Consider the following 26,194-nt stretch of genomic DNA (forward strand, 5'->3'; position numbering starts at 1 on the left):
CTTAATCTTCAGCGCCTACACCTTGAAGGTTCAGGTTTAACTTGTCACCTGTATTATCGTCTTCTTCATCGATTTCGCGCATCTCGATTTCCTGCTCGTCTTCGGCCAGGATTTTCACATCCATACCCAAACTTTGCAGCTCTTTAATTAATACCTTAAACGATTCAGGAACGCCTGGCTCAGGCACATTCTCACCCTTCACGATCGATTCATAGGTCTTCACACGACCCACCACGTCATCTGATTTAACCGTAAGAATCTCTTGTAGGGTGTAAGCTGCACCATAGGCCTCCAACGCCCAAACCTCCATCTCCCCGAAACGCTGTCCACCAAACTGAGCTTTACCACCCAACGGCTGTTGCGTAACAAGAGAGTATGGTCCAGTTGAACGCGCATGGATCTTATCGTCAACCATGTGCGCCAGCTTGATCATGTACATGACGCCGACCGTAACACGGTTATCGAATGGTTCCCCTGTACGTCCATCAAACAGAACGGTCTTACCATCCTTGGACAATCCAGCTTCTTCAAGCGTTTCGAATACATCCGTTTCGCGCGCTCCGTCAAATACAGGCGTTGCAACGTGAATACCCAATGCTCTAGCAGCCATACCTAAGTGCGTCTCTAGTACCTGCCCGATATTCATACGAGATGGTACCCCAAGTGGGTTCAAGACGACCTGCACTGGCGTTCCGTCCGGTAAGAATGGCATATCTTCTTCTGGCAGAATTCTCGCGATAACCCCTTTGTTACCGTGACGACCGGCCATCTTATCTCCAACGGAGATCTTTCTCTTTTGAGCGATATAAACTCTAACTAACTGGTTTACACCAGGAGGCAGTTCATCTCCATTCTCGCGGGTAAAGACTTTTACATCCACAATGATTCCAGAACCACCGTGCGGAACACGTAAAGACGTATCACGAACTTCTCTTGCCTTTTCACCGAAGATCGCATGAAGCAAGCGCTCTTCTGCAGTAAGCTCTGTTACCCCTTTAGGCGTTACCTTCCCTACAAGAATGTCACCATCTTCAATCTCTGCCCCTACGCGGATAATTCCACGCTCATCTAGATTCTTAAGCGCATCTTCCCCGACATTCGGGATATCACGCGTAATCTCTTCAGGACCTAGCTTCGTGTCGCGGGCTTCAGATTCATATTCTTCAATATGAATAGATGTGTACACATCTTCCTTCACCAGCTTCTCGCTCATGAGGATGGCATCCTCGTAGTTGTATCCTTCCCAGGTCATAAAGGCAACAAGCGCATTACGTCCCAGCGCAAGTTCTCCTTTTTCCGTAGAAGGACCATCAGCGATAATATCGCCAGCCTTCACCATTTCGTTCTTGCGAATCAACGGACGTTGATTCACGCACGTTCCTTGGTTTGAGCGGATAAACTTCTGTAGGCGATAGCGGTCGAGGTCACCCTTCACCATCTTGATGCCTTCAGGCAACTGATAGTTTTCCACTTGCTTTAAGCGGGCTTCTAATCCGGATAATCCCCAATCTTTAGGAACAGGAACAGGATTATTGTTTTGATCAAAGAATTGAACGCGTCTGATCCAGACCTCACGAGCCGTGACTCGTTCAACTACCCCAGGATACTTCGCTACTGCTGCAACACCCGAGTCTTTAGCTGCCTTATATTCCATACCCGTTCCGATAAATGGAGCTTCCGGTACAAGAAGTGGAACCGCCTGACGCTGCATGTTCGCTCCCATGAGGGCACGGTTGGCGTCATCGTTTTCTAAGAATGGAATCATCGCAGTCGCAACGGATACAACCTGCTTAGGCGAAACGTCCATGAAGTCAACCTTATCGCGAGGAATGGTTAAGATTTCCCCTTTACGACGACAAATAACGGTTTCATTCAAGAAGCGACCTTCTTCATCGATTGGCGCATTGGCCTGAGCTACATTGTAAACATCCTCTTCATCGGCCGTGAGATACATGATCTCTTCCGTAACAAGGCCCGTTTCGGGGTCCACACGTCTGCGCGGTGTCTCAATAAAGCCATACTCATTGATTCGCGCATAACTGGATAGTGAGTTAATCAAACCGATGTTTGGACCTTCCGGAGTCTCAATCGGACACATCCGACCATAGTGAGAGTGATGCACGTCACGAACCTCGAAGCCCGCACGCTCACGTGTCAATCCACCAGGTCCCAAGGCGCTCAAACGGCGCTTATGCGTCAACTCAGCCAATGGGTTCGTTTGATCCATAAACTGAGACAACTGGGAGCTTCCAAAGAACTCCTTGATCGCCGCAATAACCGGTCTTATGTTAATTAAAGCTTGCGGTGTAATGGCATTAGCATCCTGGATGGACATCCGCTCACGTACCACTCTTTCCATACGAGAAAGACCAATGCGGAACTGGTTTTGAAGCAATTCCCCAACCGAACGCAAACGACGGTTACCAAGATGGTCGATATCATCGGTATTGCCGATGCCATGCAGCAAGTTAATAAAGTAGTTAATGGACGCAATAATATCCGCTGGGGTAATGTGCTTTACTGTTTTATCAATTAAGCCATTAGACATGACCTTGATAATTTCCCCGTCGTCTGTAGGTGAGAAAATATTAATGCTTTGTACTTCAATATCTTCCTCTACCACTCCGCCGCGAGGCTTCAGCTTAGAAACATTTAATCCACCAAGCAGGTATTTTTCTAGCTTCTCCATCAATCGACGATCCACAGTTTGACCTGCTTCTGCTACGATCTCACCTGTTGAGTTATCGACAAGAGTTTCGGCTAGCTTCTGATTGTAAATGCGGTTACGAATATGTAGCTTCTTGTTGATTTTATAACGTCCGACGTTAGCTAGATCATATCTCTTCGGATCAAAGAAACGAGAAACTAACAAACTCTTGGCATTGTCTACCGTTGGCGGCTCACCTGGACGAAGACGCTCATAAATCTCAATCAAGGCCTTTTCCGTAGAATCGGTATTGTCCTTCTCTAAGGTGTTCTTGATATATTCATCTTCACCTAAGATACTTAGGATCTCGGCATCTGTCCCAAAGCCTAATGCACGCAAAAGAACCGTAACGGGAATCTTCCTTGTACGGTCGATACGAACATAAATAATGTCCTTGGCATCTGTCTCAAGTTCCAACCATGCCCCGCGATTAGGAATGACTGTTGCCGTATAAGCTCGTTTTCCGTTCTTATCCACTTTTGTATTGTAATAAACGCTCGGTGAACGAACCAACTGGCTGACGATTACACGTTCTGCTCCATTGATAACAAACGTACCTGTATCCGTCATTAGTGGGAAGTCTCCCATAAAGACTTCTTGTTCCTTGACTTCACCGGTTTCTTTATTAATTAAACGTACTTTTACGCGAAGGGGTGCTGCGTAGGTAACATCCCGTTCCTTGGTTTCATCGACAGAATATTTAGGATCACCTAGGCTATAATCTATAAATTCCAGCACAAGATTTCCTGTGAAGTCCTGAATCGGGGAAATGTCCTGGAACATCTCTCTTAAACCTTCATCTAAGAACCACTCATAGGATTTTTGCTGGATCTCAATTAGATTAGGTAACTCCATTACTTCTTCAATTCTGGCATAACTCCTACGTTGACGATAACGTCCACTTTGAATCAGATGACCTGCCAAATCCATTCACCCCTCAAACCCGAGTTTTAGAAAAGAAAATTGAACCTTGAAAAGCCCTCTTAACATGGTGCCAAGGCTCGTGGCGTAGAAATCCCGATTGAATAACATGATCTCAATCGGGTTACGCGAGCCTTACCCTACCTTGACATCACCCTTGTGGGATAGTTTTAGTCCATGTGAGGGCACTTATTAAACTTTGAACTAAAGCAAAGTCGGCAAACACATAGATGTACTAGAGTGTAATAAAAATAAAAATGGACAGTTCTATTATGTTAGTATTTCCATAAATAAACTAATCCATTCATAAAGACAAAAAGTTATTCGTCGAAAAAAGTCAACTCTTGACATCTAGAAAAAAACTGCCTGTTTTAGCATTTTATAACGATACCATAAACCTGTTTTGATGTCAACACTTTATTCAGTTATCCCTTAGTTGCCTGTAGAATCCAGTATCCTTTATCCTGAGTGACTTTCTCTACCGTTGGAAATAATTCCTCCAGCTTACTCATCGCTGACGGCGCACCCTGCTTCTTTTGAATAACTACCCATAACGAGCCATTCGGTCTCAACCGTGGGTATGCTTCTTCGAAAATTTGGTGAACCGTCTGCTTCCCAGCGCGAATGGGCGGATTCGTTAAAATCACATCGAATTCCCGATCACCCAAATTATCGAAAAGAAAGCTTTGCACAACCTCTACGTTTTGGATACCATTTCGAGTGGCATTCGACCTCGCCAAGGCAACCGCACGTTCATTAACGTCCGCCATGGTTACCCGTCCTCTAGACGCAAGTTTCGCAGCCACTAATCCGATAGGACCGTAACCACAACCCATATCAAGCACGAGATCCGTTTCGGCAATTTGCATCTCTTCAATTAATACGACACTGCCGTAATCAATTCGGTCTTTCGAGAACACGCCGGCATCGGTTGTAAACTTGAGGGTCTGTCCTCTTAATTGGAATTCAAACTCTCTTTCATCATGTTCTACCGTAGGCCGATTAGAATAATAATGTTCACTCAAGATTTCACCCCTACAATTTCGGATTCTATTTATCTATTGTCTGTACTAATAGAGGGAAAATTATACAATGAGTTTCGAAAAAGTAAGACCCACTGCACATAATACAGTGGGTCTTTGTTGAATTACTTAACTTCTACAGTTGCGCCAGCTTCTTCAAGCTTAGCTTTGATGCTTTCTGCTTCGTCTTTAGAAACGCCTTCTTTAACAGTTGCAGGAGCTCCGTCAACCATAGCCTTAGCTTCTTTCAATCCAAGACCAGTCAACTCACGAACAACCTTGATTACGTTGATCTTACCAGCACCTGGGCTAGCAAGTACTACAGTGAACTCAGTTTGCTCAGCTACTTCAGCAGCAGCTCCGCCACCTACCATTGCAACTGGTGCAGCAGCAGTTACTCCGAATTCTTCTTCGATAGCTTTTACTAGATCGTTTAATTCAAGAACAGACATACCTTTAATTGCTTCTAAGATTTGCTCTTTAGACATGTGAAAATCCTCCTAAGATTTTATTAGTATATGGTCAAACACGAATCGTTTAATAACTTAAGCTTCTTGTTCTTTCTTTTCTCCAACTGCCTTAACAGCAAGAGCAAAGTTGCGCATTGGCGCTTGAAGAACGCTAAGCAACATAGAAAGTAAGCCTTCGCGGGATGGAAGAGCTGCTAATGCCTTGATTTGCTCATCAGACATTACCGTTCCATCAACGATACCACCCTTAATTTCAAGCTTATCGTTTTTCTTTGCGAAATCAGCTAGTACTTTCGCAGCTGTTACTTCGTCTTGTGCGAAAGCAATCGCAGTTGGTCCAGTTAGGTATTGATCCAAACCAGAAACTCCTACTTCTGCTGTTGCACGTTGAGCCAATTTGTTTTTGTAAACTTTGAACTCAACACCAGCTTCACGACAAAGCTTACGAAGTTCAGTTGCTTGCTTAACAGTCAAGCCACGGTAGTCAGACAAAACAGCACTCTTAGATTCACGAAGTTTACCAGCGATCTCTTGTACCGATTGTACTTTCTCTTCACGTACTACTGCCATGTTACACCTCCTATTAGATTTTCTGGTGCAAGATAAAAGAAACACCCTTCGCAGTACGTACGAAGGGCATAGATAATCTATCTATTATGCACCTCGGAAGGAAATTAAGCTCTTAATGGAGCACCTTCTGTCTACGGTAATTAAAGTTTAAATTGTGTTGTGCGCTTAAGCACAAGTTATATATTATCAATAGTGCTGTAAGAAGTCAAGTTACTTCGTTGCACCAATTGTTCCCAAGTTTACCTTAACTCCAGGTCCCATAGTAGAGCTTACAGTGATATTCTTCATGTAAACTCCTTTTGCTGCTGCTGGCTTCGCCTTTTGAAGGGTATCAATGACAGTAGCCAAGTTTTCAGCTAGCTTCTCGTTATCGAAAGAAACCTTACCGATCGGAGCGTGGATGTTACCCGCTTTATCCGTACGGTATTCGATTTTACCAGCTTTGATTTCTTTCACAGCTTTTTCGATATCGAAAGTTACAGTACCTGTTTTAGGGTTTGGCATTAAGCCTTTAGGACCAAGAACACGTCCAAGCTTACCTACTTGACCCATCATATCAGGAGTCGCTACAACTACATCAAACTCGAACCAACCTTGTTGGATCTTGTTGATCATGTCTTCGTCTCCTACAAAATCTGCTCCTGCAACTTCAGCTTCTTTAGCCTTTTCGCCTTTTGCGAATACAAGAACACGTTGAGTCTTACCAGTTCCATGTGGCAATACCACAGCTCCACGAAGCTGTTGGTCAGCCTTCCTTACGTCAACACCAAGCTTCACAGCTACTTCAACGGTTTCGTCGAACTTAGCAGATGCAGCCTTTTTTACTAGATCAATAGCTTCAGTTACTTCGTACTGTTGCGTACGATCAATAAGCTTAGTAGCTTCTTGAAATTTCTTTCCTACTTTTGCCACTTTTGTTTCCTCCTTAAATTGTGTGGTAGTAGCGGTTTAGCTGTTTTACCTCCCACCGGCTGATGAACAGCCTAAAGGAAAACGCCGGCTGAAAACAGAACTTGTCCGTAACCCTAGCCGACGTTCTTTCAATACTAGAAAACTAGTCTTCGATCACGATACCCATGCTTCGAGCCGTACCTTCAACCATACGCATAGCAGCTTCAACGCTAGCTGCGTTTAGGTCAGGCATCTTCTGTTCTGCGATTTCGCGAACTTTATCGCGCTTCACCGTTGCCACTTTCGTGCGGTTAGGAACGCCAGAACCAGACTCAATACCAGCAGCTTTCTTCAAAAGAACAGCAGCTGGAGGGGTCTTTGTGATGAAGGTAAAAGAACGGTCTTCGAATACAGTTATTTCAACAGGAATGATCAAACCTGCTTGATCTTGAGTACGAGCATTGAACTCCTTGCAGAATCCCATGATGTTAACCCCAGCTTGACCAAGCGCAGGACCTACTGGAGGAGCTGGATTCGCTTTACCTGCAGGAATTTGTAGCTTAACCATTTTAATAACCTTTTTAGCCATGTGACACACCTCCTTATTCCGAAATGTGGTGAACGGGTTAAAACCCTCCCACTCTTAACACATTTCACCGTGATATTATATCACAGGAAATGAATGAAACAAAATTGAAAATACCACATGAAGCAGTATATTTCAAGCCTTTACGGACTTTATATTTTTTCCACTTGAGTGTAATCCAACTCAACCGGTGTTTCGCGTCCGAACATGTTCACATGAACCTTGATCTTCCGCTTGTCCGGCTGAATCTCTTCTATAGTGCCGACAAAATCAGAGAATGGCCCTTCTTTCACTTTTACCGTTTCTTTGATGTTGAAGTCGATCTTAGGCTTCACTTCCTCAACACCCATTTGCTTGAGGATAGCATCGACTTCACCCGGCTTAAGGGGAGTGGGCTTCGATCCAGAACCTGCCGATCCAACGAATCCTGTTACGCCTGGAGTATTGCGCACAACGTACCATGAATCGTCCGTCATGATCATCTCAACGATAACATATCCAGGAAAAACCTTCTTCGTGACGGTCTTTTTCTTACCATCCTTCATCTCGACTTCATCTTCAGTCGGAATCAGCACGCGGAAGATCTTATCCTTCATATCCATGGATTCGACACGTTTCTCTAGATTGGTCCTTACCTTGTTCTCATACCCGGAATAGGTATGAACAACATACCACGATTTTTCCATTCCTTAGGACAGTAACGTCCTTTCCCCCCTATCGATTTATTGACCTAAAATCAATTCAATGATCTGTGAAATCCCTAAATCGATAACCGCAAAGAATACGGCAATCAGTGTGACTGTCACAAGAACTATGCCTGTATAAGAGACAAGTTCTTTACGACTGGGCCAGCGTACCTTCTTTAGCTCTTCAACTACATCGCGAAAAAAGGAGGGGCCCTTCTTGATACCGGCACCTAGTCTAGCTAAGAATCCCACGGCTACACCCCCAATGCATCGAGCCTATAGTTAGCGTGTTTCACGATGTGCGGTGTGCCCATTGCAAAACTTGCAGAACTTCTTCATCTCAATACGATCAGGATGTTTACGCTTGTTTTTGCCTGTGGTGTAGTTACGTTGCTTACACTCGGTGCACGCTAAAGTTACGATAACTCGCATGTTGTTACACCTCCCACATTATAAATCTTACCCGTTAAGGGTATTAAACGGTTAAACGATATATCCTAACAGGTAAAACCAGCTACTTGCACAGCTACCCTAAAAACTTTAGCACACTCGGAATATTCATGTCAAGAAAAATACATTTTATATCTTGACACAAGGTTTTCCATGGATTTTGGGGAAATCACGATCATACCCTCCATTATTAACCGATTTTGGTACAATAATCAATGTTTCCTGCTCACAAATACAAAAAGCCTCTACTAAACTTAGGTCAGACTCGACCGATAAGCTAGTGAGACTTTATTTAAGAAGCGAAATTTCCCTAATTTCCAGATATTTTTCAAGCTTCCGCTTGACTCTTTGCAATGCATTATCAATCGACTTCACATGGCGGTCAAGATCCACCGCAATCTCCTGATATGATCGGCCATCTAGGTAAAGAGCTAGCACCTGGCGCTCCAGATCACTAAGAATCTGAGCCATCTTATCTTCAATATCGTCGAACTTTTCCTGGTTAATAATCAGTTCTTCCGGGTCGGTTACTCGTGTACCGCATATGACATCGAGAAGCGTTCGGTCCGAATCCTCATCGTAAATAGGCTTATCTAGCGAAACATAGGAGTTAAGTGGGATATGCTTCTGCCTAGTGGCCGTCTTGATGGCTGTAATAATCTGCCTGGTGATGCACAACTCGGCAAAAGCCTTAAAAGAAGTGAGCTTGTCCCCGCGATAATCGCGAATAGCCTTAAATAACCCTATCATTCCCTCTTGTACGATATCCTCTCGATCAGCCCCGATCAAGAAATAAGATCTTGCCTTGGCACGGACAAAATTCTTATACTTATGAATAAGGTATTCAAGCGCATTAGAATTACCCTCTCTTACCATCTCGACCAGATCTTCATCCGATATGTAATCGTATTCAGCAGGTATATCTATTTCTTTAAGATCTAGGTTCACTACTATTCCCCCTGGGCTCCCGACATGCCCCTCCTACGTCAGATCTATGATAAAATCGGAGAGGAACAGTTGAAATTATTATACATTATGTAACCTTGGAACGTCAATCATCGGGAAATGATGGCAGCTTATTGTCTTCTCCACTTTTCAAAAAGATCCGCGATTTCCCCTTTTAAGGGAAGACCTGTCCGAAGTGGCTCATACTTAATCTGATCTACTTTCTTACTAATGGATTTTTTGGCTTTTTCAATATCCTCTAACAACTCGCGCGCGGACTTACGAAGCGCCCCATAACCAAAAGACATTCTTTGCTCCGTATAGTCCGAAGTGGCGACTGTCACTCGGCGTTTTCTAGAAGCTTCCTTCTTCACCAAGCGTTCCACCACTTCATCCGCTGTCTCATTTTCCTTGGTGTAGTATATATCTATCTTATACTGGTTGATCTTTTTCCCCATTCCCGGAACCTGGTGAGCATCGAACACGACAACAATTTTGTAGCCCGCATAGGCCTGATACTCGGAAAGGATGGTAAGCAGCTCATCCCTTGCACGGCCCAGCTCGTTCTTTTTCATTGCCGCAAGCTTCGGCCAGGCACCGATCATATTGTACCCGTCGACAATTAGGAGCTCTTCCATTCCCTCACAATCCCATCACTTTGACACGCCAATTGGTTGTCGTTGTCTATGTACTTCAAACATCAGCAGCGCTGCTGCAACCGAGGCATTCAACGAGGTCACATGCCCGACCATGGGCAGTTTCACGGTAAAGTCACAGGTTTCTTTCACCAGTCGACTCATCCCTTTTCCTTCACTGCCAATGACCAGTCCTATTGGCATATCATAGCGCCCTTGCCTAAAATCCTGCTCTGCGGAAGCATCCGTCCCTACCATCCAGACTCCTTTTTCCTTTAACTCCTCCATCGTCCGAACCAAGTTAGTCACTCTAGCTACAGGAACATACTCCATGGCCCCTGCTGCTGACTTGGCAACAGTTGAAGTCAGACCGACTGCTCTGCGTTTGGGAATAATCACGCCATGAGCCCCTATAGCATCCGCCGTTCGAAGGATGGAGCCTAAATTATGCGGATCTTCAATTTCGTCCAAAATTAAGACAAAGGGCGGCTCCCCTTTCTCCTCTGCGTGCCTGAGAATATCATCTACTTCCGCATAATCATAAGCAGCAACAAAAGCGACTACTCCTTGGTGAGCTTCCCCTTCCGCTACTTGATCCAGCTTTTTTTTGGGTACAGTCTGCACTTGGATTTTCGCTTCCTTAGCCATTCCCATGACCTGTGTAATCGGCCCCTTCATCGAGCCTTCTGCAATCCATATCTTATTGACTGAGCGGCCAGAGCGCAGAACCTCAAGCACTGGATTCCTTCCTACAATATATTCTTCACTCACGCCTATCACCTTCTTCGATTATTGTAAACATCATGGCAATGATGCTCTCTAATCTTTCTTGATTGCCAATCAAGTAAAGATAACCAAGTAAACATTCAAAGCCCGAGCTGTTTCGATATTCCATAATGTCCGCATTTTTAGGGATGGTTCCTGATTTTGTATTTCTTCCTCTTTTGACCATCCATTGTTCATCTTCCGTTAACTCCTCTTGCAGCCGCATGAGGGCGCCAGATTGTGCTTTAGCGGATACATAGCGAGTAGCTAGCTTGTGAAGAAGATGCGGCTTCGCCGCCTTCTTCGCAATTAAGTGCTGACGGACGTACACCTCTAATACCGCATCCCCCATATAAGCTAAGGTCAATGGATTTAACAGTTTCGGGTCTGATTTTAAACTCCCGGGCAATAACATCATGTTACTTCCTTCTCCACCTTATGCCCTGTGGCGTATCTTCTAAAATAATGCCTTGCTCCAGTAGAAGATCGCGTATCTCATCTGCTCTGGCAAAATTGCGGTTCTTCCTTGCTTCTGTTCGTTCCACAATCAAGGCATCTACTTGCTCATCCAATAAGTCCTGGCTATCCTCCACAAACGGCAGGCCTAACACCTCGCCAAACTCGTGCAGTAAATCTAAGTATACCTGAATGCCTTCCGGTGATACTTTTCCCTGTCGGAGATACTGATTCGACTCCCGGACCCATTCGAACACAATGGCAATGGCATCAGCCGTATTAAAGTCATGATCCATTGCTTCTTGGAACTTTTTTCGATATTGTTCTTGTTTGGCCGCTTCTTCATGACCTTCCGCTGTTGCTGCTTGCTTACGGTGCTGGAGATTGCTTACTGCCGTAACAATACGGTCCCAACCGTTTTTCGCTTGATCGAGCAGTTCCTCGTTGAAATTAATCGGATTCCGGTAATGAGCGCTAAGCATAAAGAATCGAATGATATGCGGAGCGACCTGCTGTCGAAGATCTTTAACTAACACAAAGTTCCCTAAAGACTTAGACATCTTTTCATTGTCTATATTAATATACCCGTTATGCATCCAATATTTCGCCATCGGCTTTCCAGTCAAGCATTCCGTCTGAGCAATCTCATTCTCATGATGAGGGAAGATCAGATCATGACCGCCTCCATGGATATCGAAGCTCTCACCTAGGTACTTCATGCTCATGGCCGAGCATTCGATATGCCAACCCGGCCTTCCTTCTCCCCATGGACTAGGCCAAGATATCTCTCCAGGCTTCGCACTTTTCCATAGAGCAAAATCCAATGGATTATCCTTTTGTTCATTAATGGCAATGCGAGCTCCTGATTGAAGTTCTTCGATATTCTGATGAGATAGTTTGCCGTATTGCTTAAACTTTTCCGTACGGAAATAAACATCTCCGCCTGATTCATAGGCATATCCCTTAGCAATCAGCTGTTGCACAAATTCGATAATTTCTTCGATATGATCCGACACACGTGGGTGAATATGCGCTTTCTTGACCCCCAACGCCTGGACATCCTCTTGAAAAGCAGCAATAAATTGGTCTGCCACCTCAAGAACCGTCTGCCCCGTTTCTTCCGCTTTACGTATCAACTTATCATCCACATCCGTGAAATTCTGAATAAAGGTAACTTCATATCCACGATAAGTTAAGTAATTGCGAATCACATCAAATACAATAGCAGGCCGGGCATTCCCGATGTGGATATAGTTATAAACCGTGGGTCCGCAAACATACATTTTCACCTTTCCCGGCTCCATTGGTTCAAACATTTCTTTTTTCTTCGATAATGAATTATATAATTGTATGCTCATTGGATTTTAAACCTCCTTTGACTCGCTCGAGCTCCTTCTTTAGATCGTCAATTTCTCTTTGCATCGACCGCAGCATATCCGCCACTGGATCGGGAAGGTTCACTTGATCTAAGTCCTCCGTTACTCGAATTCCATTCTGTACTACAATTCTCCCCGGAATACCTACCACCGTAGAATTGGGCGGGACCTCTTGGAGTACAACAGAACCTGCCCCGATCTTAGAATAATCGCCAATCCTCATGGACCCTAATACCTTAGCCCCTGAGGCAATAATCACATTGTTTCCGATGGTTGGATGTCGCTTGCCTTTTTCCTTCCCCGTCCCCCCTAGGGTCACTCCTTGATAAATCGTTACATTATCTCCGATCTCACAGGTTTCCCCAATTACAACTCCCATGCCGTGATCAATAAATAATCTTCTGCCGATCACAGCTCCCGGGTGAATCTCAATCCCCGTAAAGAAGCGAGCGATCTGGGATACCGTACGAGCAAGGGTAAACCATTTTTTCTTCCACAGGGAATGACTCATGCGGTGAAACCAAATAGCGTGTAGTCCGGAATAGGTTAAAACAACTTCCAACGCGCTTCGAGCCGCAGGATCTTGTTGAAATACGGTTTCAATATCTTCTTTTAATCTGTTGAACATGAGCATGACACTCCCTTCATTTCCATTTTCTTTGCATAAAACATAAAAAAACCGCCCCTAAAGCTTACGCTTCAGAGACGGTATATCCGCGGTTCCACTCTGCTTAGACCCCTCTAAGTAGGATCTCGCCTTGAACCTTGATAACGGTAGGTGATACCGGCATAGCCTACTCTCCTCAGATTTCAGCTAACGACTCCCAGGCGCACTTCCATAGATCCCGATGCAAAGTTGCTCTCAGCCTAGGCAACTCTCTCTGTAGCACGCAAGAATCCATGTACTCTTCCTGTTCCACGTCTATGATGTTCTATTGTATGTGAGCCCGTAAGCGTTGGGTTACCTTATCTTTTCCTAACAGCGCTAATGTGTCATTCAAGTCTCGGCCATGAAGCTCTCCTGTTGCAGCTACACGAACAGGCATGAATAAGGCCTTACCCTTGTGACCCGTAGACTTCTGCACCGTCTTCAGAGCCTGCTTGATCCCTTCAGCGTTAAAGTGATCTAGCACTTCGATCTCATTGTAGAAGGCTTGCAATACGACAGGCACTTGCTCTTCAGCTAACACCGCACGAGCCTCTTCTCCGTATTCTATCTCATTTTTATAAAAAATAGAAGTCAGTTCTACAATTTCGGCCCCATACGCCAATTGTTCTTGGTAAAGGGCAACTAGCCGGCTTGTCCAATCCAGCTGCTCCGGCGTTGGCTCCTGGGCGATTAACCCCGCTGCTTGCAAGTGCGGCAAGCATAGCCCCACTACTCTTTCTAGCGGCTGTTGCTTAATATAATGGTTGTTCATCCACTTCAGCTTTTCTGGATCAAAAACAGATGGCGATTTAGACACACGGGTTAAAGAGAACTTTTCGATCAGCTGCTCTTTGGTAAAGATCTCTTCCTCCCCTTCTGGAGACCAACCTAACAGAACAAGGAAATTCATCAGAGCTTCCGGAAGGTAACCAAGATCACGGTATTGTTCAACAAACTGCACCACGGTTTCGTCCCGCTTGCTCATCTTCTGTCTATCTTGATTCAGAATCAAGGCTACGTGAGCAAATTCCGGCGGTTCTACCCCTAACGCTTCGTAGATCATCAGCTGACGTGGGGTATTCGATAAATGCTCTTCCCCTCGAATCACCTGTGTGATCTCCATGAGGTAATCATCCACGGTTACTGCAAAGTTATAAGTTGGAATTCCATCTGGACGAGCAATAACAAAATCACCGATGCCGTTGGATTCAAAGGTGACATCTCCGCGCACATGATCCTTCACGGTATATTCTTTGTTTTCCTGAACACGGAAGCGAACGGACGGCTTTCTACCTTCTTTTTCAAATTGTTCTCTCTGTTCGGGAGTCAGATTGCGGCATCGCCCAGAATACATCGGCATGTCCCCGCGAGCTTTCATCTCTTCTCGCTCTTTCTCTAATTCCTCTGGCGTACAGTAACAGTAATAAGCCTTGCCTTCTTCAAGAAGCTGAGCAATATACTTCGTATAGATATCTAGTCGATCCATCGAACGATAAGGCGCGTGCGGACCTCCCACATCAACGCTTTCATCCCACTCTACTCCCAGCCAACGCATGCTGGCCATGAGCTTTTCTTCCGCGCTTTCTACATTGCGCTGCTGATCCGTATCCTCAATTCGGATAATGAACTTGCCTCCCTGATTGCGGGCAAATAGATAATTAAAAAGAGCCGATCTAGCGCCTCCAATATGTAAATGCCCAGTTGGACTTGGGGCAAACCGTACGCGAATTTCCTTTGTCATAGTTCTTAAAACCCTCCTATAAAACCTACTTGGATAGCATTATAGCATATCTTTTTATGTCTGCCTCTTACTTTGTGTTTAACAGCACCACGGCCTGAGCCGCAATTCCTTCCCCACGTCCCGTAAAGCCAAGCTTCTCTGTGGTGGTTGCTTTTACGTTCACTTGACCGACTTCCACTTCAAGCAATCCAGCAATAAGTTGATTCATTTCTGGTATGTAGGGTGCCATTTTCGGCTTTTGGGCAATAATGGTGCAATCGATATTCATCACTTGATAGTTCTTTTCCTTCATGAGGCGGACAACTTGCTGCAGGAGCACTTTACTGTCTGCATCTTTATAGGCTTGATCCGTATCGGGAAAATGCTTGCCTATGTCCCCTTCCCCGAGGGCACCTAATACAGCATCACTAATGGCATGTAGCAGGACATCCGCGTCCGAATGTCCTAACAATCCTTTCTCATAAGGAATGGTGATTCCACCAATAATTAATTCCCGGTTTTCTGCAAACTGATGTACATCAAATCCTTGTCCAATACGAAACATGATTATCTCCTTTTCTTCCCCATTATCGTTTCCGCCATCTTTAAATCCTCAGGCGTCGTAAGCTTAATATTGGTATAGTCCCCATCCACAATAGCTACGGTTTTCCCTTGCCACTCAAACAGCATGGCATCGTCTGTTCCTAAGAAACCTTGCTCCTCTGCCAACCGATGTACGTAGAGAATATCAGAAAGACGAAAAGCTTGTGGGGTTTGCACAGCCCACAAGCTTTGGCGAGACGGAGTATTGATCACATTCCTGTTCTCATCCACTACTTTGATTGTATCTTTAACAGGAACGGCTGGAATCGCAGCTCCTGTTTCTATCGTCTTTATCATAACTCTTCGAACCATCTCTGGCGTAGCAAAGGGTCTTGCAGCATCATGGATCATCGCATATTCTACGTTCTGCAGCGCCTGCAACCCGAAAAATACGCTATTTTGCCTCTCGGCACCACCAGCCACGACTTTTACGTTTGGAAATTCCTTAAGGAGGGTTTCCGTACGACGAATATCATCCTGATTGGTTACGATCACAATCTCTTCCATCGCTTGCATCTGGGAGAATAAATGAACGGTATGATATAAGACCGGCTTACCTTCTAATTCGATAAACTGCTTTTTTTCATCGGTACCCATTCTTTTCCCTTGACCTGCTGCTGCTATCACTACTCCAAAACGATCCATGACTTCTCCCTTATAGCGCTTTTTCGAGCATCTTTGGCTTGGCAAAGATCATCCGTCCAGCTGAAGTCTGCAACACGCTGGTAACTAAGACATCAATATGCATCCCGATGTAATCACGACCACCTTCTACAACAATCATCGTGCCATCATCCAGATACGCCACGCCTTGCCCATGTTCTTTACCATCCTTAATTAACTGCACATTCATTTCTTCACCTGGCAAAACCACTGGCTTGACCGCATTGGCCAGATCATTAATATTCAAAACCGTTACGCCCTGAAGCTCACAGACTTTATTTAAGTTAAAGTCATTGGTCACAACTTTCCCTAGCGTAATCTTAGCTAATCGAACCAGCTTGCTGTCTACCTCGTGTATATCATCAAAATCTCGCTCATCAATGGCCACATTTACCTTGAGCTCTTTTTGAATTCGGTTTAAGATATCCAATCCTCGTCTGCCTCTGTTGCGCTTAAGAACATCAGAGGAGTCTGCAATATGCTGCAGCTCTTCCAAAACAAACTGTGGAATGACCAGAGTCCCTTCAATAAACCCCGTCTTGCAAATATCGGCAATACGACCATCGATAATAACACTCGTATCCAATATTTTGAGATCGTCATTCTTCGCCTTTGCCTGTTCTTCTTTCTTATTCTTAGAGAAGCGCCCAATCGAAAAAACGTTCATTAATTCATCTCTTTTACGAAACCCTACTTGGAAACCCATATACCCAAGCAAACAAGAAATGATTAAAGGCAAAAAGTCCCCGATAATCGGAAGAGGAATATAACTAAGTGGAATAAAGAATAAGAATGCTACGATAAGACCAATAATAAGACCCATTGCACCGAATAGAACATCCGTAATCGGCAACTTCATCAAGGCCTCTTCTCCCCAGCGAATGGACCGCAAGATATAATCAGCCCACCATGCAGAAAGAAGAAAGAACAATAGCGCTCCTACTACAGCCCCAATATAGGGTCCTGCTACCCCACCCACATTCAAAAATGGATCGAGGAGTTCAAATAAATTAGCGCCAAAGCGAAAGCCAAGCCCGCCTCCTATGAGCGTCAAAACTAATTGGATTAACCTTCTTACCATCTTTTCACCTCCTTTCTACATTATTGACAATTATTTAGAATAAAAACCAAACTTTCTTACGAAAACATTGATTTTCTATTTTTGAGTCTTACCAGGATACTATGACCTGGATATTCCTGTCAATGAACTATAAGGAGGAATCATGATAGACTTTGTCGTCTTCATCCGTTTTCGTCTTTCGCCATTTTTTTCTGAGATGATCGATCCCTTTTTTCATTCCATATAGAGCATATAAGAATAGAGGGATGGATACGATCTTTGGGAATTCCTTAGGATACATAAACCCTAGTACGGCCACTACAATGATGAGTATAGGTGCGATCCAATACGCTGACTTCGGTATCCCTACCTTTTTAAAATTCGGGTATTTAATCTTACTAATCATTAGATAGGATAGCAAGAGCATGGCAACTGATAAATAAACAGGGGAGAATAAGTTGTTATAAAGGGCAAGTGTCGCCAGGACTCCACCTGCGGCTGTAATGGGTAATCCTACAAAATACCCAGGACTTCCTCCCGTTTGGACGTTAAAGCGGGCTAGCCGCAGCGCTCCACAGATGGGGAAAATAGCTACGATAAATACCGCCATCATACCCATCTCCTGAAAAGCCGCAACATACATGATAAAGGCGGGTGCGACCCCAAAGGTGATCACATCGGATAAGGAATCCAGCTCTTTTCCAAATTCGCTTTGAGCGTTCAATAATCTTGCCATTCTTCCATCCAAACCGTCTAATAGCATCCCTATAATCACCATAATGGCGGCATAGTCTACATATTTGTAATCAGGTTGGAAGGCCAAAAGAATAGCAACAATGCCAAGAAACAAGTTTCCGACCGTTAATATATTAGGTATTGATTTAATCATAAGTCCAGCCTCCAGTCTCTCTCCCTACTGCTGTTATACGAAAAAATAGGGTAAAGGGTTTCACTTTTTTAGATATGACGATCAATAAACACTTGCTCTTGAATTCTCTTTAACCCTTCCCGGATGGCTCTCGCCCTAACTTCTCCGATCCCTTCGACCTCATCAAGCTCTTCTATAGTAGCCATCATGATCTCCGGTAGGTTCATGAATTTTTCAATGAGATTCTGGACAATGGCGGCAGGGAGTCGAGGAATCTTGCTTAGAATACGGTACCCTCTAGGTGAGACTGGCTCTTCTTGAATATTAATATTCGTGGCATATCCCATCAAACGAACAATATGCTGGGATTCAAGCAGCTCATCTGATGAAAGCTTCTTCAATTCTAGTAATATTACATCCGATATGTTTTTCTCCACCGACTTGGTATAATCCTTAATCAGCAAACCCGCTTCTTCTTCGATATTGCCAACCAATTCCTCTAACTGCATGCTAATGAGCCTTCCTTCCACTCCCAGCTCATTAATATATTTTAAGATCTCAGATTTAATCCGTAATACCATCTCAATTCGTTGAATGACCATCACGACTTCCTGCAAGGTCACCAGCTCTTCAAACTCAAGGGCGCCTAGATTCGTCATGGATTGATCCAGAACGGATTTGTACTTTTCTAAGGTTTGCATGGCTTGATTAGCTTTGGTCAAAATGACCCCCATATCCTTTAAGGCATATCGGAAGTTGCCCTGATAAAGTGTAATGACATTCCTTCTTTGTGATATGGAGATCACGAGGTGGCCGGTCTGCTTGGCTACCCGCTCTGCCGTGCGATGGCGAATGCCGGTTTCTCCAGAAGAGATGGATGAATCGGGAATGAGTTGGGTATTTGCGTATAAGATCTTTTTTCCATCCTCGCTGAGGATAATCGCACCATCCATTTTGGCCAGTTCGTATAAATGGGCAGGAGTAAACTCGCAATTAATCGAGAATCCTCCATCCACCAGATTCGTCACACTTTGGCCATACCCCACCACGATCAGCGCCCCCGTCTTCGCACGAAGCACGTTCTCGAGTCCTTCCCGGAATTTTGTGCCCGGTGCTACAAAACGCAGCACCTGACTCATGAATTGCTCACTTTTGGTTTCTCCTCCCATGTGTTACCTCCCTATAGCTTCCCTCAATGTTTCTTCAACGGTGCGTACAGGAATAATTTCGATCCCTGCTGGAGGTTGCCAGCCAGCTGTATTTTTTTCTGGGATAATCACTTTTTTAAAACCTAGCTTAGCTGCTTCCTTTACTCGTTGTTCCATACGGGAGACTCCTCGAACTTCTCCGGTTAAGCCCACCTCTCCAATGATACACGCATCGGGCTGGGTCGGCAGATCGCGAAACGAAGAAGCCAAGCTTACGGCAATCGCTAGGTCAATTGCTGGTTCATCCAAACGGATTCCCCCGGCTACATTGACATAAGCATCTTGATTTTGAAGCAGCATCCCCACCCTTTTCTCTAAGACAGCCATGATGAGTGCGACCCGATTGTAGTCCACTCCTGTGGCCATTCTTCGCGGCGAAGGAAAGCTTGTGGGCGTGACAAGCGCCTGCAGTTCAACGAGAACAGGGCGAGTCCCTTCCATGCTTGCTACTACCGCGGAGCCTGCTGCATGGCTTCGTTCAGACAAGAAAAGCTCCGAGGGATTCGAGACCTCCTTTAAGCCCGATTCCACCATTTCAAAGATGCCGATCTCATGAGTAGAGCCAAACCGGTTTTTGACAGAGCGTAGGATACGATACGTGTTATGTCTCTCTCCTTCAAAATACAACACGGAATCCACCATATGCTCTAGCATTCTAGGCCCGGCAAGATCTCCCTGCTTGGTTACATGCCCAACAATGACGATCGCAATCTCTTTTGACTTCGCTAGGCGCATCAGATGGGAGGTACACTCCCGCACTTGGGATACACTGCCCGGAGCCGATGTAATGCCTGGATGATAGATGGTTTGGATGGAGTCAATGACCACCACTCTGGGCCCAACTTCATCCACTTGAAGCTCGATTCGTTCCAGGTCGGTTTCAGAAAGCACAAAAAGCAAGTCACTGTCCGCTCCCAGACGCTCGGCTCTGAGCTTCGTTTGCTTCGTTGATTCTTCACCGGATATATATAGAACTTTATGCTGAGCCTGTGCTAGAAAATGAGACATTTGTAAAAGTATTGTGGATTTCCCGATCCCGGGGTCTCCTCCTACCAAAATTAACGAGCCAGGAACAATCCCGCCTCCCAACACACGGTTTAATTCAGCCATACCCGCATGCAGACGGGGCTCTTGTTCACTACGGATTGCTTTGATAGACAGGGCTGCATTATCTCTTAGGGTTCCTGTCCGATGCGTGGCATTTTTCTTTTGTTCTTCTATTTCCTCTACTAGCGTGTTCCAGCTCTCGCACCCTGGGCACTTTCCCAACCACTTCGGGGTTTCGTAAGCGCATTGCTGACAAACAAACTTCGTCTTATATTTGGCCATTTCCTATACGCTCCAAAACTTTATTTCTTTTCAGTATAACTTATACCTTTTCGATATTACGTGTTGAAAATCCTTCCACCGCAGGCCGTTTATGCATGTAGTGAAACAAAAAAGGTGCCCAGAAAGCCTTGGAAGCCTTCTGGGTCACCTGTGTGACAAATATTAACTTACTACTGTTGTTTCATCCCGATCGACCGTCAATTTGCCTTCCTTAAAGTCGATAATCACCGTATCGCCTTTTTGGATATTTCCTAATAGCAATTCCTCAGATAAACGGTCTTCGATATGACGCTGAATCGCTCGGCGAAGAGGTCGAGCTCCAAAGGTAGGATCAAAGCCTTCCTTCGCCAGATACGCCTTAGCGTCATCAGTTAAGACGAAATCAATATCTTGCTCCTTAAGTCTCTTACGAAGCTGTCCCGCCATGAGCGTAGCAATTTGCGAAATATGCTCTTGCTCTAGGGAATGGAACACAATCAGTTCGTCGATACGGTTTAAGAATTCCGGACGGAATGTACGCTTCAACTCATCCATTACGCGGTCTTTCATATCCGTATACTCGCGATCATTGTTTGCCGGAGTAAAGCCAAGGCTCTTTCCTTTCTTGATCGTCTCCGCCCCGACGTTAGAGGTCATAATAATGACCGTATTGCGGAAATCCACTGTTCTTCCCTTCGAATCCGTTAGTCTTCCATCTTCCAGCACTTGAAGAAGGATATTGAAAACATCGGGGTGAGCTTTTTCGATTTCGTCAAGAAGGACGACAGAGTAAGGCTTGCGTCTTACTTTTTCCGTGAGCTGGCCACCCTCTTCGAAGCCTACATATCCCGGAGGGGCCCCAACCAGGCGGGAAGTAGAGTGCTTCTCCATGTACTCGGACATATCGATACGGATAATTGCATCCTCATCCCCGAACATGACTTCCGCTAAAGCGCGGGCAAGCTCCGTTTTACCGACCCCTGTTGGCCCTAGGAAAATAAAGGATCCGATCGGACGCTTAGGATCTTTGAGTCCTGCGCGAGCGCGGCGAATAGCGCGAGAGATGGATTGAACGGCATCCGCTTGCCCGATAACACGCTTATGAAGGATTTTCTCCATATTCAGGAGTCTTTCGGTTTCTTCTTCCTTCAGCTTGATCACCGGAATTCCAGTCCACCCAGCGACTACCTGAGCAATATCTTCCGGCGTCACCTCATAATCGGACTGTCCTTGCTTTTCTTGCCACTGTGCCTTCGTTTGATCAAGCTCTTCGCGAAGCTTTTGCTCCTTATCCCGAAGAGAAGCTGCTTTTTCGAACTCTTGGCTCTGTACGGCCGAATCCTTTTCTTTACGCACTTCTTCTAAGCGCTGTTCCAATTCTTTTAGGTTTGGCGGAACAGTAAAGGACTGTAAGCGCACCTTAGATGCAGCTTCGTCGATAAGGTCAATCGCCTTATCCGGCAGGAAACGATCCGAGATATACCGATCAGACAATCTTACAGCTGCTTCGATAGACTCATCTGTGATTTTCACACGGTGATGCGCTTCATAACGATCTCTTAAGCCCTTTAGAATTAAGATCGCTTCGTCTGCGCTTGGCTCATTGACTTGAATCGGCTGGAAACGGCGCTCAAGTGCAGCATCCTTCTCAATGTATTTACGGTATTCATCTAGCGTAGTAGCGCCAATACATTGCAGCTCTCCACGGGCCAAAGATGGCTTTAAAATATTGGAGGCATCAATGGCACCTTCCGCACCGCCCGCTCCAATAAGGGTATGAAGCTCGTCAATGAAGAGAATGATGTTTCCGGCTTGGCGAATTTCGTCCATAATCTTCTTTAGACGATCTTCAAATTCGCCTCGATACTTGGTTCCCGCAACTACAGTTCCCATATCCAGCGTCATCACTCGCTTGTTGCGAAGCGTCTCCGGGATCTCATTGTGTACAATTTTTTGCGCTAATCCTTCCGCAATGGCGGTCTTCCCTACACCCGGCTCTCCAATGAGGACAGGGTTATTCTTGGTGCGTCGGCTCAATACCTGAATCACCCGTTCAATTTCCTTTTCTCTTCCAATAACAGGATCTAATCCTCCATCACGGGCTTGTGCGGTAAGATCGCGGGCTAAACTATCCAATGTCGGCGTATTGACTGCGGCATTGCCTGTTCCTTGATTGCTAGAGGATAACGCCTCATTGCTGCCCAATAATTGAAGAACCTGTTGTCTTGCTTTATTTAAACTGACTCCAAGGTTGTTCAAGACTCTTGCCGCCACACCTTCTCCTTCACGGATCAGGCCTAACAGAATATGTTCAGTGCCCACATAGGTATGACCGAGCTTTCTTGCTTCGTCCATGGAGAGCTCGATGACTTTCTTGGCTCGAGGGGTATAATTGATGTTGCTTGGGTGTTCTCCCCCACGGCCGATAAGCGTCTCTACTTCCCCTTGGATCTTATCCAAGCCTAAGCCTAGAGCCTGCAGCGCCTTAGCCGCAATGCCTTCTCCTTCACGAATTAAGCCTAATAGGATATGCTCTGTTCCAATGTTCTTATGACCTAAACGTACTGCTTCCTCTTGTGCTAAAGCTAAAACTTTTTGTGCCCTCTCCGTAAATCGTCCGAACATCATGGTATATACCCTCCCTCTTCTGAATGTTGCTTATTTCCCCTCTTCTAATACAGACGATAGTCTTTCTCTAATGAGATTGGCTCTTCTTACATCCCGCTGTTCAGGCGTAAGATCCTTGCCAGAATACATCTGGAGAAAGCCGGGTTGGATGAGTACCATTAGCTCATTAATGACATGAGCCGAGATCCCCTCAATTAGCCCCGTGTCAATCGCTAGACGCAGATCAGACAGCCGCGTTGCCGCTTCCTTGGACTCTATGATGCGGGCGTTGGATAATATGCCATAGGATCGGCAGAGCTTATCCTCCATCCCAATCTTGTTGTGTTCAATTAAGGTTCTTCTTGCTGAGCGTTCATGATCAATGATCTGCTTGGCAACGTTATAAAGATTATCAATAATCTCTTCCTCGGAATGTCCGAGGGTGATCTGGTTAGAAATCTGAAACAGATTTCCTGCAGCTTCACTGCCTTCACCATAAATGCCTCTTACAACAAGCCCGATCTGGCCGATGGCATTCAGGATTCGGTTGATCTGTTGGGTCAACACAAGAGCGGGTAGGTGCATCATCACCGACGCTCTTATTCCCGTTCCGACATTCGTTGGACAACTGGTGAGGTATCCTCTCCGCTCGTCAAAGGCAAAATCCAGATAGTTTTCAAACACATCATCAATCTGGTTCGCTATTCCCCATGCTTGCTTCAGCTGAAATCCCGGGAATAAACATTGGATGCGAAGATGATCCTCTTCATTGACCATAATGCTGACGGCTTCATTGTTGCTTAAGATAACGGCACCATGCCTTGATTCATTGGCAAGGTGAGGACTGATCAGATGCTTTTCTACCAGGACTCTTTTTTCGAGGCCCGAGACTTCATCTAAATTCAGCTTCTCGAACTGGTCGATGGCCTGAAAGTCCTCCTGATTCATCACGGCAGAAACTTGTTCAATCACTTCCTTGGCTTGGCTTTCGGTAGCTAGCATCGGAAAGGGATGGTCACGCAAATTTCTTGCGAGGCGAACCCGGCTGCTAATCACAATGTCAGAGTCTGGACCTTCTCCACTCATCCATTCACTTACGGCTTTTTCAAGGAATCGCTGCAAAGACATAGATGCATACCCCCTTACCCTTAGGAATTAGCAAGCTGCTTTTCGAGTTGCTTGATCTGGTCCCGAATAGCCGCTGCCTGCTCAAATTCTTCTGCTGCGATCTTTTGCTGAAGCAGTACCTTTAACTCATTAATTTCCTTATTGATCTTGATTTTTCCTCCTGATCGATGAGGAACTTTTCCGCTATGTTCCATACTGCCATGAATTCGTCGAAAAATAGGGTCTAATCGGCTGGCAAAATGCGTATAGCAATCTTCACAGCCAAATCTTCCACTTTTACTGAATTGGGAATAGCTTAGGCCACAGGTCTCGCATCGCAGCGGCTTCTCCTGTGCCACTCCGCCCACTCCCCCATTCCCTGGCTCAAAATTAATTAAACCGGAAAGAAGGTGATGGAGTGAAAAATTGCCTGGCGAACCAGGGAACATTTCCCCTTTCTCCGAGGCGCAAACCTCACAGAGATGGAACTCGGTTTTTTCTCCGTTCAGGATCTTCGTAAAGTGTAGTGTCGCTGGACGCTGCTTGCATTCTTGACAAATCATGACGAATCTCCTCCATGCATAAAAATCTGAGTAATCATCGCCCGCATGATCGCCGCTCGAATCTGGTCCCGAATATGAAACTCAAAGGATAGTACATCTCGAGAAATGGCGGCTTTCATGATGAGTGCCTCCCTCAGGGATATAAACCCATCTTCCTCCAAACGCGCTAGGATGTTTTCTGCGGTGGATTGGCTGATGGTTTCGCCAATCATCTCCATAAGAAGATGATACAAGTTCTTGCTTCCTGAAATTTCAATCTTCCGGATACGGATATACCCTCCGCCTCCGCGCTTGCTCTCAACCACATACCCCTTCTCTGCAGAAAACCTTGTACTGATGACATAGTTGATCTGGGAGGGGACGCACTGAAAACGATCGGCGAGTTCACTGCGCTGAATTTCAATGGTACCGCTCCGACTTTGCTGTAAGATGGATTTGAGGTGCTGCTCAATGATGTCAGAGATATTTCGCACATATCCACCCCCTCACATACATCGCATCCTTTGACTTTGACTTTCTTTGACTATAATTATAGTATTATTTATCCAATTTCGCAACTCTTCACACTATTATTCTAGCCCATCTTTACCTCGTTTAATCGTTCCTCTACAATAGGCAATACATCTTTGAAATCTTTGATAATCACATCGGCTCCTTCTAGTTCTCCTTGGTTCGAGAATCCAAAGGCACACCCAACAGTGTACAGCTTGTTCGCTTTACCGGCTTGAACATCAGACTTCCGATCGCCCACCATAATGGCTTCTTTAACCCCATAATCATGAAGCAACTTGGCGACCAGATCATCCTTGGTTTCTGTTTGGAATCTTCCTGCACTGTACAAGTCCTCAAACCAGTCCGTCAGACCGAAGCACTCGCAGACTCCTTTTATGTATTCGTCTAACCCATTGCTGGCTACAAAGAACGGGATCCCTTTACTTCTAAGCTGTTGCAAGGTCTCTTTTACGCTTGGATACAAGTGGACGTTCCCCTGCTTTAAAATCTCGAGCTCATAATCGAGCATCATACGATCTGCCCTTTTTTTGGTTTCCTCATCCTGTCCTGGGAGCAGCTTGTTCCATATTTCTTCTAGCGTCATCCCAAATACATCGGTGATTTCCTTTTCGGTTGGAATGGGATCCTGAAATACGCCTTCGTCCTTCAACTTCTGGAATGTCTGGGTGAAAGCCGGGACGGCCACCTCTTCGGTCTTTAATAAGGTTCCATCCATATCAAAGAGCACGGCAAAAGGAATGTTTTTCATTTCATCATCCTCCTTTATCGTTTTTAGCTTTACCTAACTGGACTCATCCTAAATATAATATAAATATGCTATACTTATAAGCAAATTAGCATGTCTA

27 protein-coding genes and 2 other annotated features are annotated in these 26,194 nt (G+C 45.2%); all 27 genes read right to left on the minus strand.

The features are described 5' to 3' along the window. Position 1: 1 nt before the first annotated feature. The 27 genes from rpoB to EIZ58_RS17435 all read right to left on the minus strand — a co-directional run bounded on the left by rpoB (position 2) and on the right by EIZ58_RS17435 (position 26,097). Entirely contained in the window at positions 2 to 3,631 is a 3,630-nt protein-coding gene (gene rpoB, locus EIZ58_RS17305; RefSeq protein ID WP_134702145.1) for a DNA-directed RNA polymerase subunit beta, read from the minus strand. Positions 3,632 to 4,053: 422 nt separating this feature from the next. Beyond that, entirely contained in the window at positions 4,054 to 4,653 is a 600-nt protein-coding gene (locus EIZ58_RS17310; protein ID WP_134702146.1) for a class I SAM-dependent methyltransferase, read from the minus strand. A gap of 122 nt (positions 4,654 to 4,775) precedes the next feature. Further along, positions 4,776 to 5,138, minus strand: a complete 363-nt coding sequence (gene rplL, locus EIZ58_RS17315; RefSeq protein ID WP_134702147.1) for a 50S ribosomal protein L7/L12 — start codon at positions 5,136 to 5,138, stop codon at positions 4,776 to 4,778. A 57-nt stretch (positions 5,139 to 5,195) separates the two neighbouring features. After that, entirely contained in the window at positions 5,196 to 5,690 is a 495-nt protein-coding gene (rplJ, locus tag EIZ58_RS17320; protein ID WP_134702148.1) for a 50S ribosomal protein L10, read from the minus strand. A gap of 28 nt (positions 5,691 to 5,718) precedes the next feature. Then, positions 5,719 to 5,845: a sequence feature (ribosomal protein L10 leader region), on the minus strand. Positions 5,846 to 5,900: 55 nt separating this feature from the next. Beyond that, complete coding sequence (gene rplA, locus EIZ58_RS17325) at positions 5,901 to 6,602, minus strand: 50S ribosomal protein L1 (protein ID WP_134702149.1); 702 nt, start codon at positions 6,600 to 6,602, stop codon at positions 5,901 to 5,903. Between the two features lie 142 nt (positions 6,603 to 6,744). Then, positions 6,745 to 7,170 (minus strand): 50S ribosomal protein L11, encoded by a 426-nt coding sequence (gene rplK, locus EIZ58_RS17330; protein ID WP_134702150.1) that lies wholly within the window; start codon positions 7,168 to 7,170, stop codon positions 6,745 to 6,747. Between the two features lie 149 nt (positions 7,171 to 7,319). Next, complete coding sequence (nusG, locus tag EIZ58_RS17335) at positions 7,320 to 7,853, minus strand: transcription termination/antitermination protein NusG (protein ID WP_134702151.1); 534 nt, start codon at positions 7,851 to 7,853, stop codon at positions 7,320 to 7,322. 36 nt (positions 7,854 to 7,889) lie between these two features. After that, the gene (gene secE / locus EIZ58_RS17340) at positions 7,890 to 8,105 is read right to left on the minus strand and encodes a preprotein translocase subunit SecE (protein ID WP_134702152.1); all 216 of its coding nucleotides are present in this window, start codon (positions 8,103 to 8,105) and stop codon (positions 7,890 to 7,892) included. Between the two features lie 30 nt (positions 8,106 to 8,135). After that, positions 8,136 to 8,285, minus strand: coding sequence for a 50S ribosomal protein L33 (gene rpmG / locus EIZ58_RS17345; protein WP_129199766.1), 150 nt, complete (start codon positions 8,283 to 8,285; stop codon positions 8,136 to 8,138). 306 nt (positions 8,286 to 8,591) lie between these two features. Beyond that, complete coding sequence (gene sigH, locus EIZ58_RS17350; RefSeq protein ID WP_134702153.1) at positions 8,592 to 9,251, minus strand: RNA polymerase sporulation sigma factor SigH; 660 nt, start codon at positions 9,249 to 9,251, stop codon at positions 8,592 to 8,594. Between the two features lie 128 nt (positions 9,252 to 9,379). After that, positions 9,380 to 9,886, minus strand: a complete 507-nt coding sequence (locus tag EIZ58_RS17355) for an NYN domain-containing protein (RefSeq protein WP_134702154.1) — start codon at positions 9,884 to 9,886, stop codon at positions 9,380 to 9,382. Between the two features lie 15 nt (positions 9,887 to 9,901). Further along, positions 9,902 to 10,654: a 23S rRNA (guanosine(2251)-2'-O)-methyltransferase RlmB gene (gene rlmB, locus EIZ58_RS17360; protein ID WP_134702155.1), complete on the minus strand. Its 753-nt coding sequence runs from the start codon at positions 10,652 to 10,654 to the stop codon at positions 9,902 to 9,904. Next, entirely contained in the window at positions 10,647 to 11,066 is a 420-nt protein-coding gene (locus EIZ58_RS17365) for a Mini-ribonuclease 3 (RefSeq protein ID WP_134702156.1), read from the minus strand. The genes rlmB and EIZ58_RS17365 overlap by 8 nt, the downstream gene beginning before the upstream one ends. A gap of 1 nt (position 11,067) precedes the next feature. Next, entirely contained in the window at positions 11,068 to 12,462 is a 1,395-nt protein-coding gene (gene cysS / locus EIZ58_RS17370) for a cysteine--tRNA ligase (RefSeq protein ID WP_134702157.1), read from the minus strand. Further along, complete coding sequence (gene cysE / locus EIZ58_RS17375; RefSeq protein ID WP_134702158.1) at positions 12,443 to 13,108, minus strand: serine O-acetyltransferase; 666 nt, start codon at positions 13,106 to 13,108, stop codon at positions 12,443 to 12,445. Before cysE ends, cysS begins: the two co-directional genes overlap by 20 nt. A gap of 70 nt (positions 13,109 to 13,178) precedes the next feature. Next, positions 13,179 to 13,408 (minus strand) — a binding site (T-box leader). A 4-nt stretch (positions 13,409 to 13,412) separates the two neighbouring features. Continuing rightward, positions 13,413 to 14,870: a glutamate--tRNA ligase gene (gene gltX, locus EIZ58_RS17380; RefSeq protein ID WP_134702159.1), complete on the minus strand. Its 1,458-nt coding sequence runs from the start codon at positions 14,868 to 14,870 to the stop codon at positions 13,413 to 13,415. A 67-nt stretch (positions 14,871 to 14,937) separates the two neighbouring features. Beyond that, positions 14,938 to 15,414 (minus strand): 2-C-methyl-D-erythritol 2,4-cyclodiphosphate synthase, encoded by a 477-nt coding sequence (gene ispF / locus EIZ58_RS17385; protein WP_134702160.1) that lies wholly within the window; start codon positions 15,412 to 15,414, stop codon positions 14,938 to 14,940. Positions 15,415 to 15,416: 2 nt separating this feature from the next. Further along, positions 15,417 to 16,097, minus strand: a complete 681-nt coding sequence (gene ispD, locus EIZ58_RS17390) for a 2-C-methyl-D-erythritol 4-phosphate cytidylyltransferase (protein WP_134702161.1) — start codon at positions 16,095 to 16,097, stop codon at positions 15,417 to 15,419. Between the two features lie 10 nt (positions 16,098 to 16,107). Then, a complete protein-coding gene (locus EIZ58_RS17395; protein ID WP_134702162.1) occupies positions 16,108 to 17,196 on the minus strand; it encodes a PIN/TRAM domain-containing protein in 1,089 nt (362 codons plus the stop codon). 127 nt (positions 17,197 to 17,323) lie between these two features. Then, positions 17,324 to 18,064, minus strand: coding sequence for a CDP-diacylglycerol--serine O-phosphatidyltransferase (gene pssA, locus EIZ58_RS17400; protein ID WP_134702163.1), 741 nt, complete (start codon positions 18,062 to 18,064; stop codon positions 17,324 to 17,326). 68 nt (positions 18,065 to 18,132) lie between these two features. After that, positions 18,133 to 19,212, minus strand: coding sequence for a DNA integrity scanning diadenylate cyclase DisA (gene disA, locus EIZ58_RS17405; protein ID WP_134702164.1), 1,080 nt, complete (start codon positions 19,210 to 19,212; stop codon positions 18,133 to 18,135). A 3-nt stretch (positions 19,213 to 19,215) separates the two neighbouring features. Beyond that, positions 19,216 to 20,580, minus strand: a complete 1,365-nt coding sequence (gene radA, locus EIZ58_RS17410; RefSeq protein WP_134702165.1) for a DNA repair protein RadA — start codon at positions 20,578 to 20,580, stop codon at positions 19,216 to 19,218. Between the two features lie 162 nt (positions 20,581 to 20,742). Further along, positions 20,743 to 23,187 carry an ATP-dependent protease ATP-binding subunit ClpC gene (gene clpC, locus EIZ58_RS17415; RefSeq protein ID WP_134702166.1) on the minus strand — a complete coding sequence of 815 codons (2,445 nt, stop codon included), beginning with the start codon at positions 23,185 to 23,187 and terminating at the stop codon, positions 20,743 to 20,745. Positions 23,188 to 23,217: 30 nt separating this feature from the next. Next, positions 23,218 to 24,294: a protein-arginine kinase McsB gene (mcsB, locus tag EIZ58_RS17420; RefSeq protein WP_134702167.1), complete on the minus strand. Its 1,077-nt coding sequence runs from the start codon at positions 24,292 to 24,294 to the stop codon at positions 23,218 to 23,220. A 20-nt stretch (positions 24,295 to 24,314) separates the two neighbouring features. Further along, positions 24,315 to 24,836 carry a protein-arginine kinase activator protein McsA gene (gene mcsA, locus EIZ58_RS17425; protein WP_134702168.1) on the minus strand — a complete coding sequence of 174 codons (522 nt, stop codon included), beginning with the start codon at positions 24,834 to 24,836 and terminating at the stop codon, positions 24,315 to 24,317. Continuing rightward, entirely contained in the window at positions 24,833 to 25,309 is a 477-nt protein-coding gene (locus EIZ58_RS17430; RefSeq protein ID WP_134702169.1) for a CtsR family transcriptional regulator, read from the minus strand. The genes mcsA and EIZ58_RS17430 overlap by 4 nt, the downstream gene beginning before the upstream one ends. Before the next feature lie 101 nt (positions 25,310 to 25,410). Then, entirely contained in the window at positions 25,411 to 26,097 is a 687-nt protein-coding gene (locus tag EIZ58_RS17435) for an HAD family hydrolase (RefSeq protein ID WP_134702170.1), read from the minus strand. Between the last annotated feature and the right edge of the window lie 97 nt (positions 26,098 to 26,194).

The organism is Ammoniphilus sp. YIM 78166 (genome assembly GCF_004522215.1).
Classification (GTDB): Bacteria; Bacillota; Bacilli; order Aneurinibacillales; family RAOX-1; genus YIM-78166.

Excerpts from the sequence above, each read along its gene's own strand:
- rplJ (WP_134702148.1), bottom strand. The coding sequence starts at position 5,690 with ATGGCAGTAGTACGTGAAGAGAAAGTACAATCGGTACAAGAGATCGCT.
- EIZ58_RS17365 (WP_134702156.1), bottom strand. The coding sequence starts at position 11,066 with ATGATGTTATTGCCCGGGAGTTTAAAATCAGACCCGAAACTGTTAAAT.
- cysS (WP_134702157.1), bottom strand. The coding sequence starts at position 12,462 with ATGAGCATACAATTATATAATTCATTATCGAAGAAAAAAGAAATGTTT.
- mcsB (WP_134702167.1), bottom strand. The coding sequence starts at position 24,294 with ATGTCTTTGCAGCGATTCCTTGAAAAAGCCGTAAGTGAATGGATGAGT.
- cysE (WP_134702158.1), bottom strand. The coding sequence starts at position 13,108 with ATGTTCAACAGATTAAAAGAAGATATTGAAACCGTATTTCAACAAGAT.
- gltX (WP_134702159.1), bottom strand. The coding sequence starts at position 14,870 with ATGACAAAGGAAATTCGCGTACGGTTTGCCCCAAGTCCAACTGGGCAT.
- pssA (WP_134702163.1), bottom strand. The coding sequence starts at position 18,064 with ATGATTAAATCAATACCTAATATATTAACGGTCGGAAACTTGTTTCTT.
- EIZ58_RS17395 (WP_134702162.1), bottom strand. The coding sequence starts at position 17,196 with ATGGTAAGAAGGTTAATCCAATTAGTTTTGACGCTCATAGGAGGCGGG.
- mcsA (WP_134702168.1), bottom strand. The coding sequence starts at position 24,836 with ATGATTTGTCAAGAATGCAAGCAGCGTCCAGCGACACTACACTTTACG.
- ispF (WP_134702160.1), bottom strand. The coding sequence starts at position 15,414 with ATGTTTCGTATTGGACAAGGATTTGATGTACATCAGTTTGCAGAAAAC.
- radA (WP_134702165.1), bottom strand. The coding sequence starts at position 20,580 with ATGGCCAAATATAAGACGAAGTTTGTTTGTCAGCAATGCGCTTACGAA.
- nusG (WP_134702151.1), bottom strand. The coding sequence starts at position 7,853 with ATGGAAAAATCGTGGTATGTTGTTCATACCTATTCCGGGTATGAGAAC.
- EIZ58_RS17435 (WP_134702170.1), bottom strand. The coding sequence starts at position 26,097 with ATGAAAAACATTCCTTTTGCCGTGCTCTTTGATATGGATGGAACCTTA.
- rplL (WP_134702147.1), bottom strand. The coding sequence starts at position 5,138 with ATGTCTAAAGAGCAAATCTTAGAAGCAATTAAAGGTATGTCTGTTCTT.
- ispD (WP_134702161.1), bottom strand. The coding sequence starts at position 16,097 with ATGGATCGTTTTGGAGTAGTGATAGCAGCAGCAGGTCAAGGGAAAAGA.
- clpC (WP_134702166.1), bottom strand. The coding sequence starts at position 23,187 with ATGATGTTCGGACGATTTACGGAGAGGGCACAAAAAGTTTTAGCTTTA.
- rpmG (WP_129199766.1), bottom strand. The coding sequence starts at position 8,285 with ATGCGAGTTATCGTAACTTTAGCGTGCACCGAGTGTAAGCAACGTAAC.
- rplK (WP_134702150.1), bottom strand. The coding sequence starts at position 7,170 with ATGGCTAAAAAGGTTATTAAAATGGTTAAGCTACAAATTCCTGCAGGT.
- disA (WP_134702164.1), bottom strand. The coding sequence starts at position 19,212 with ATGGGAGGAGAAACCAAAAGTGAGCAATTCATGAGTCAGGTGCTGCGT.
- EIZ58_RS17355 (WP_134702154.1), bottom strand. The coding sequence starts at position 9,886 with ATGGAAGAGCTCCTAATTGTCGACGGGTACAATATGATCGGTGCCTGG.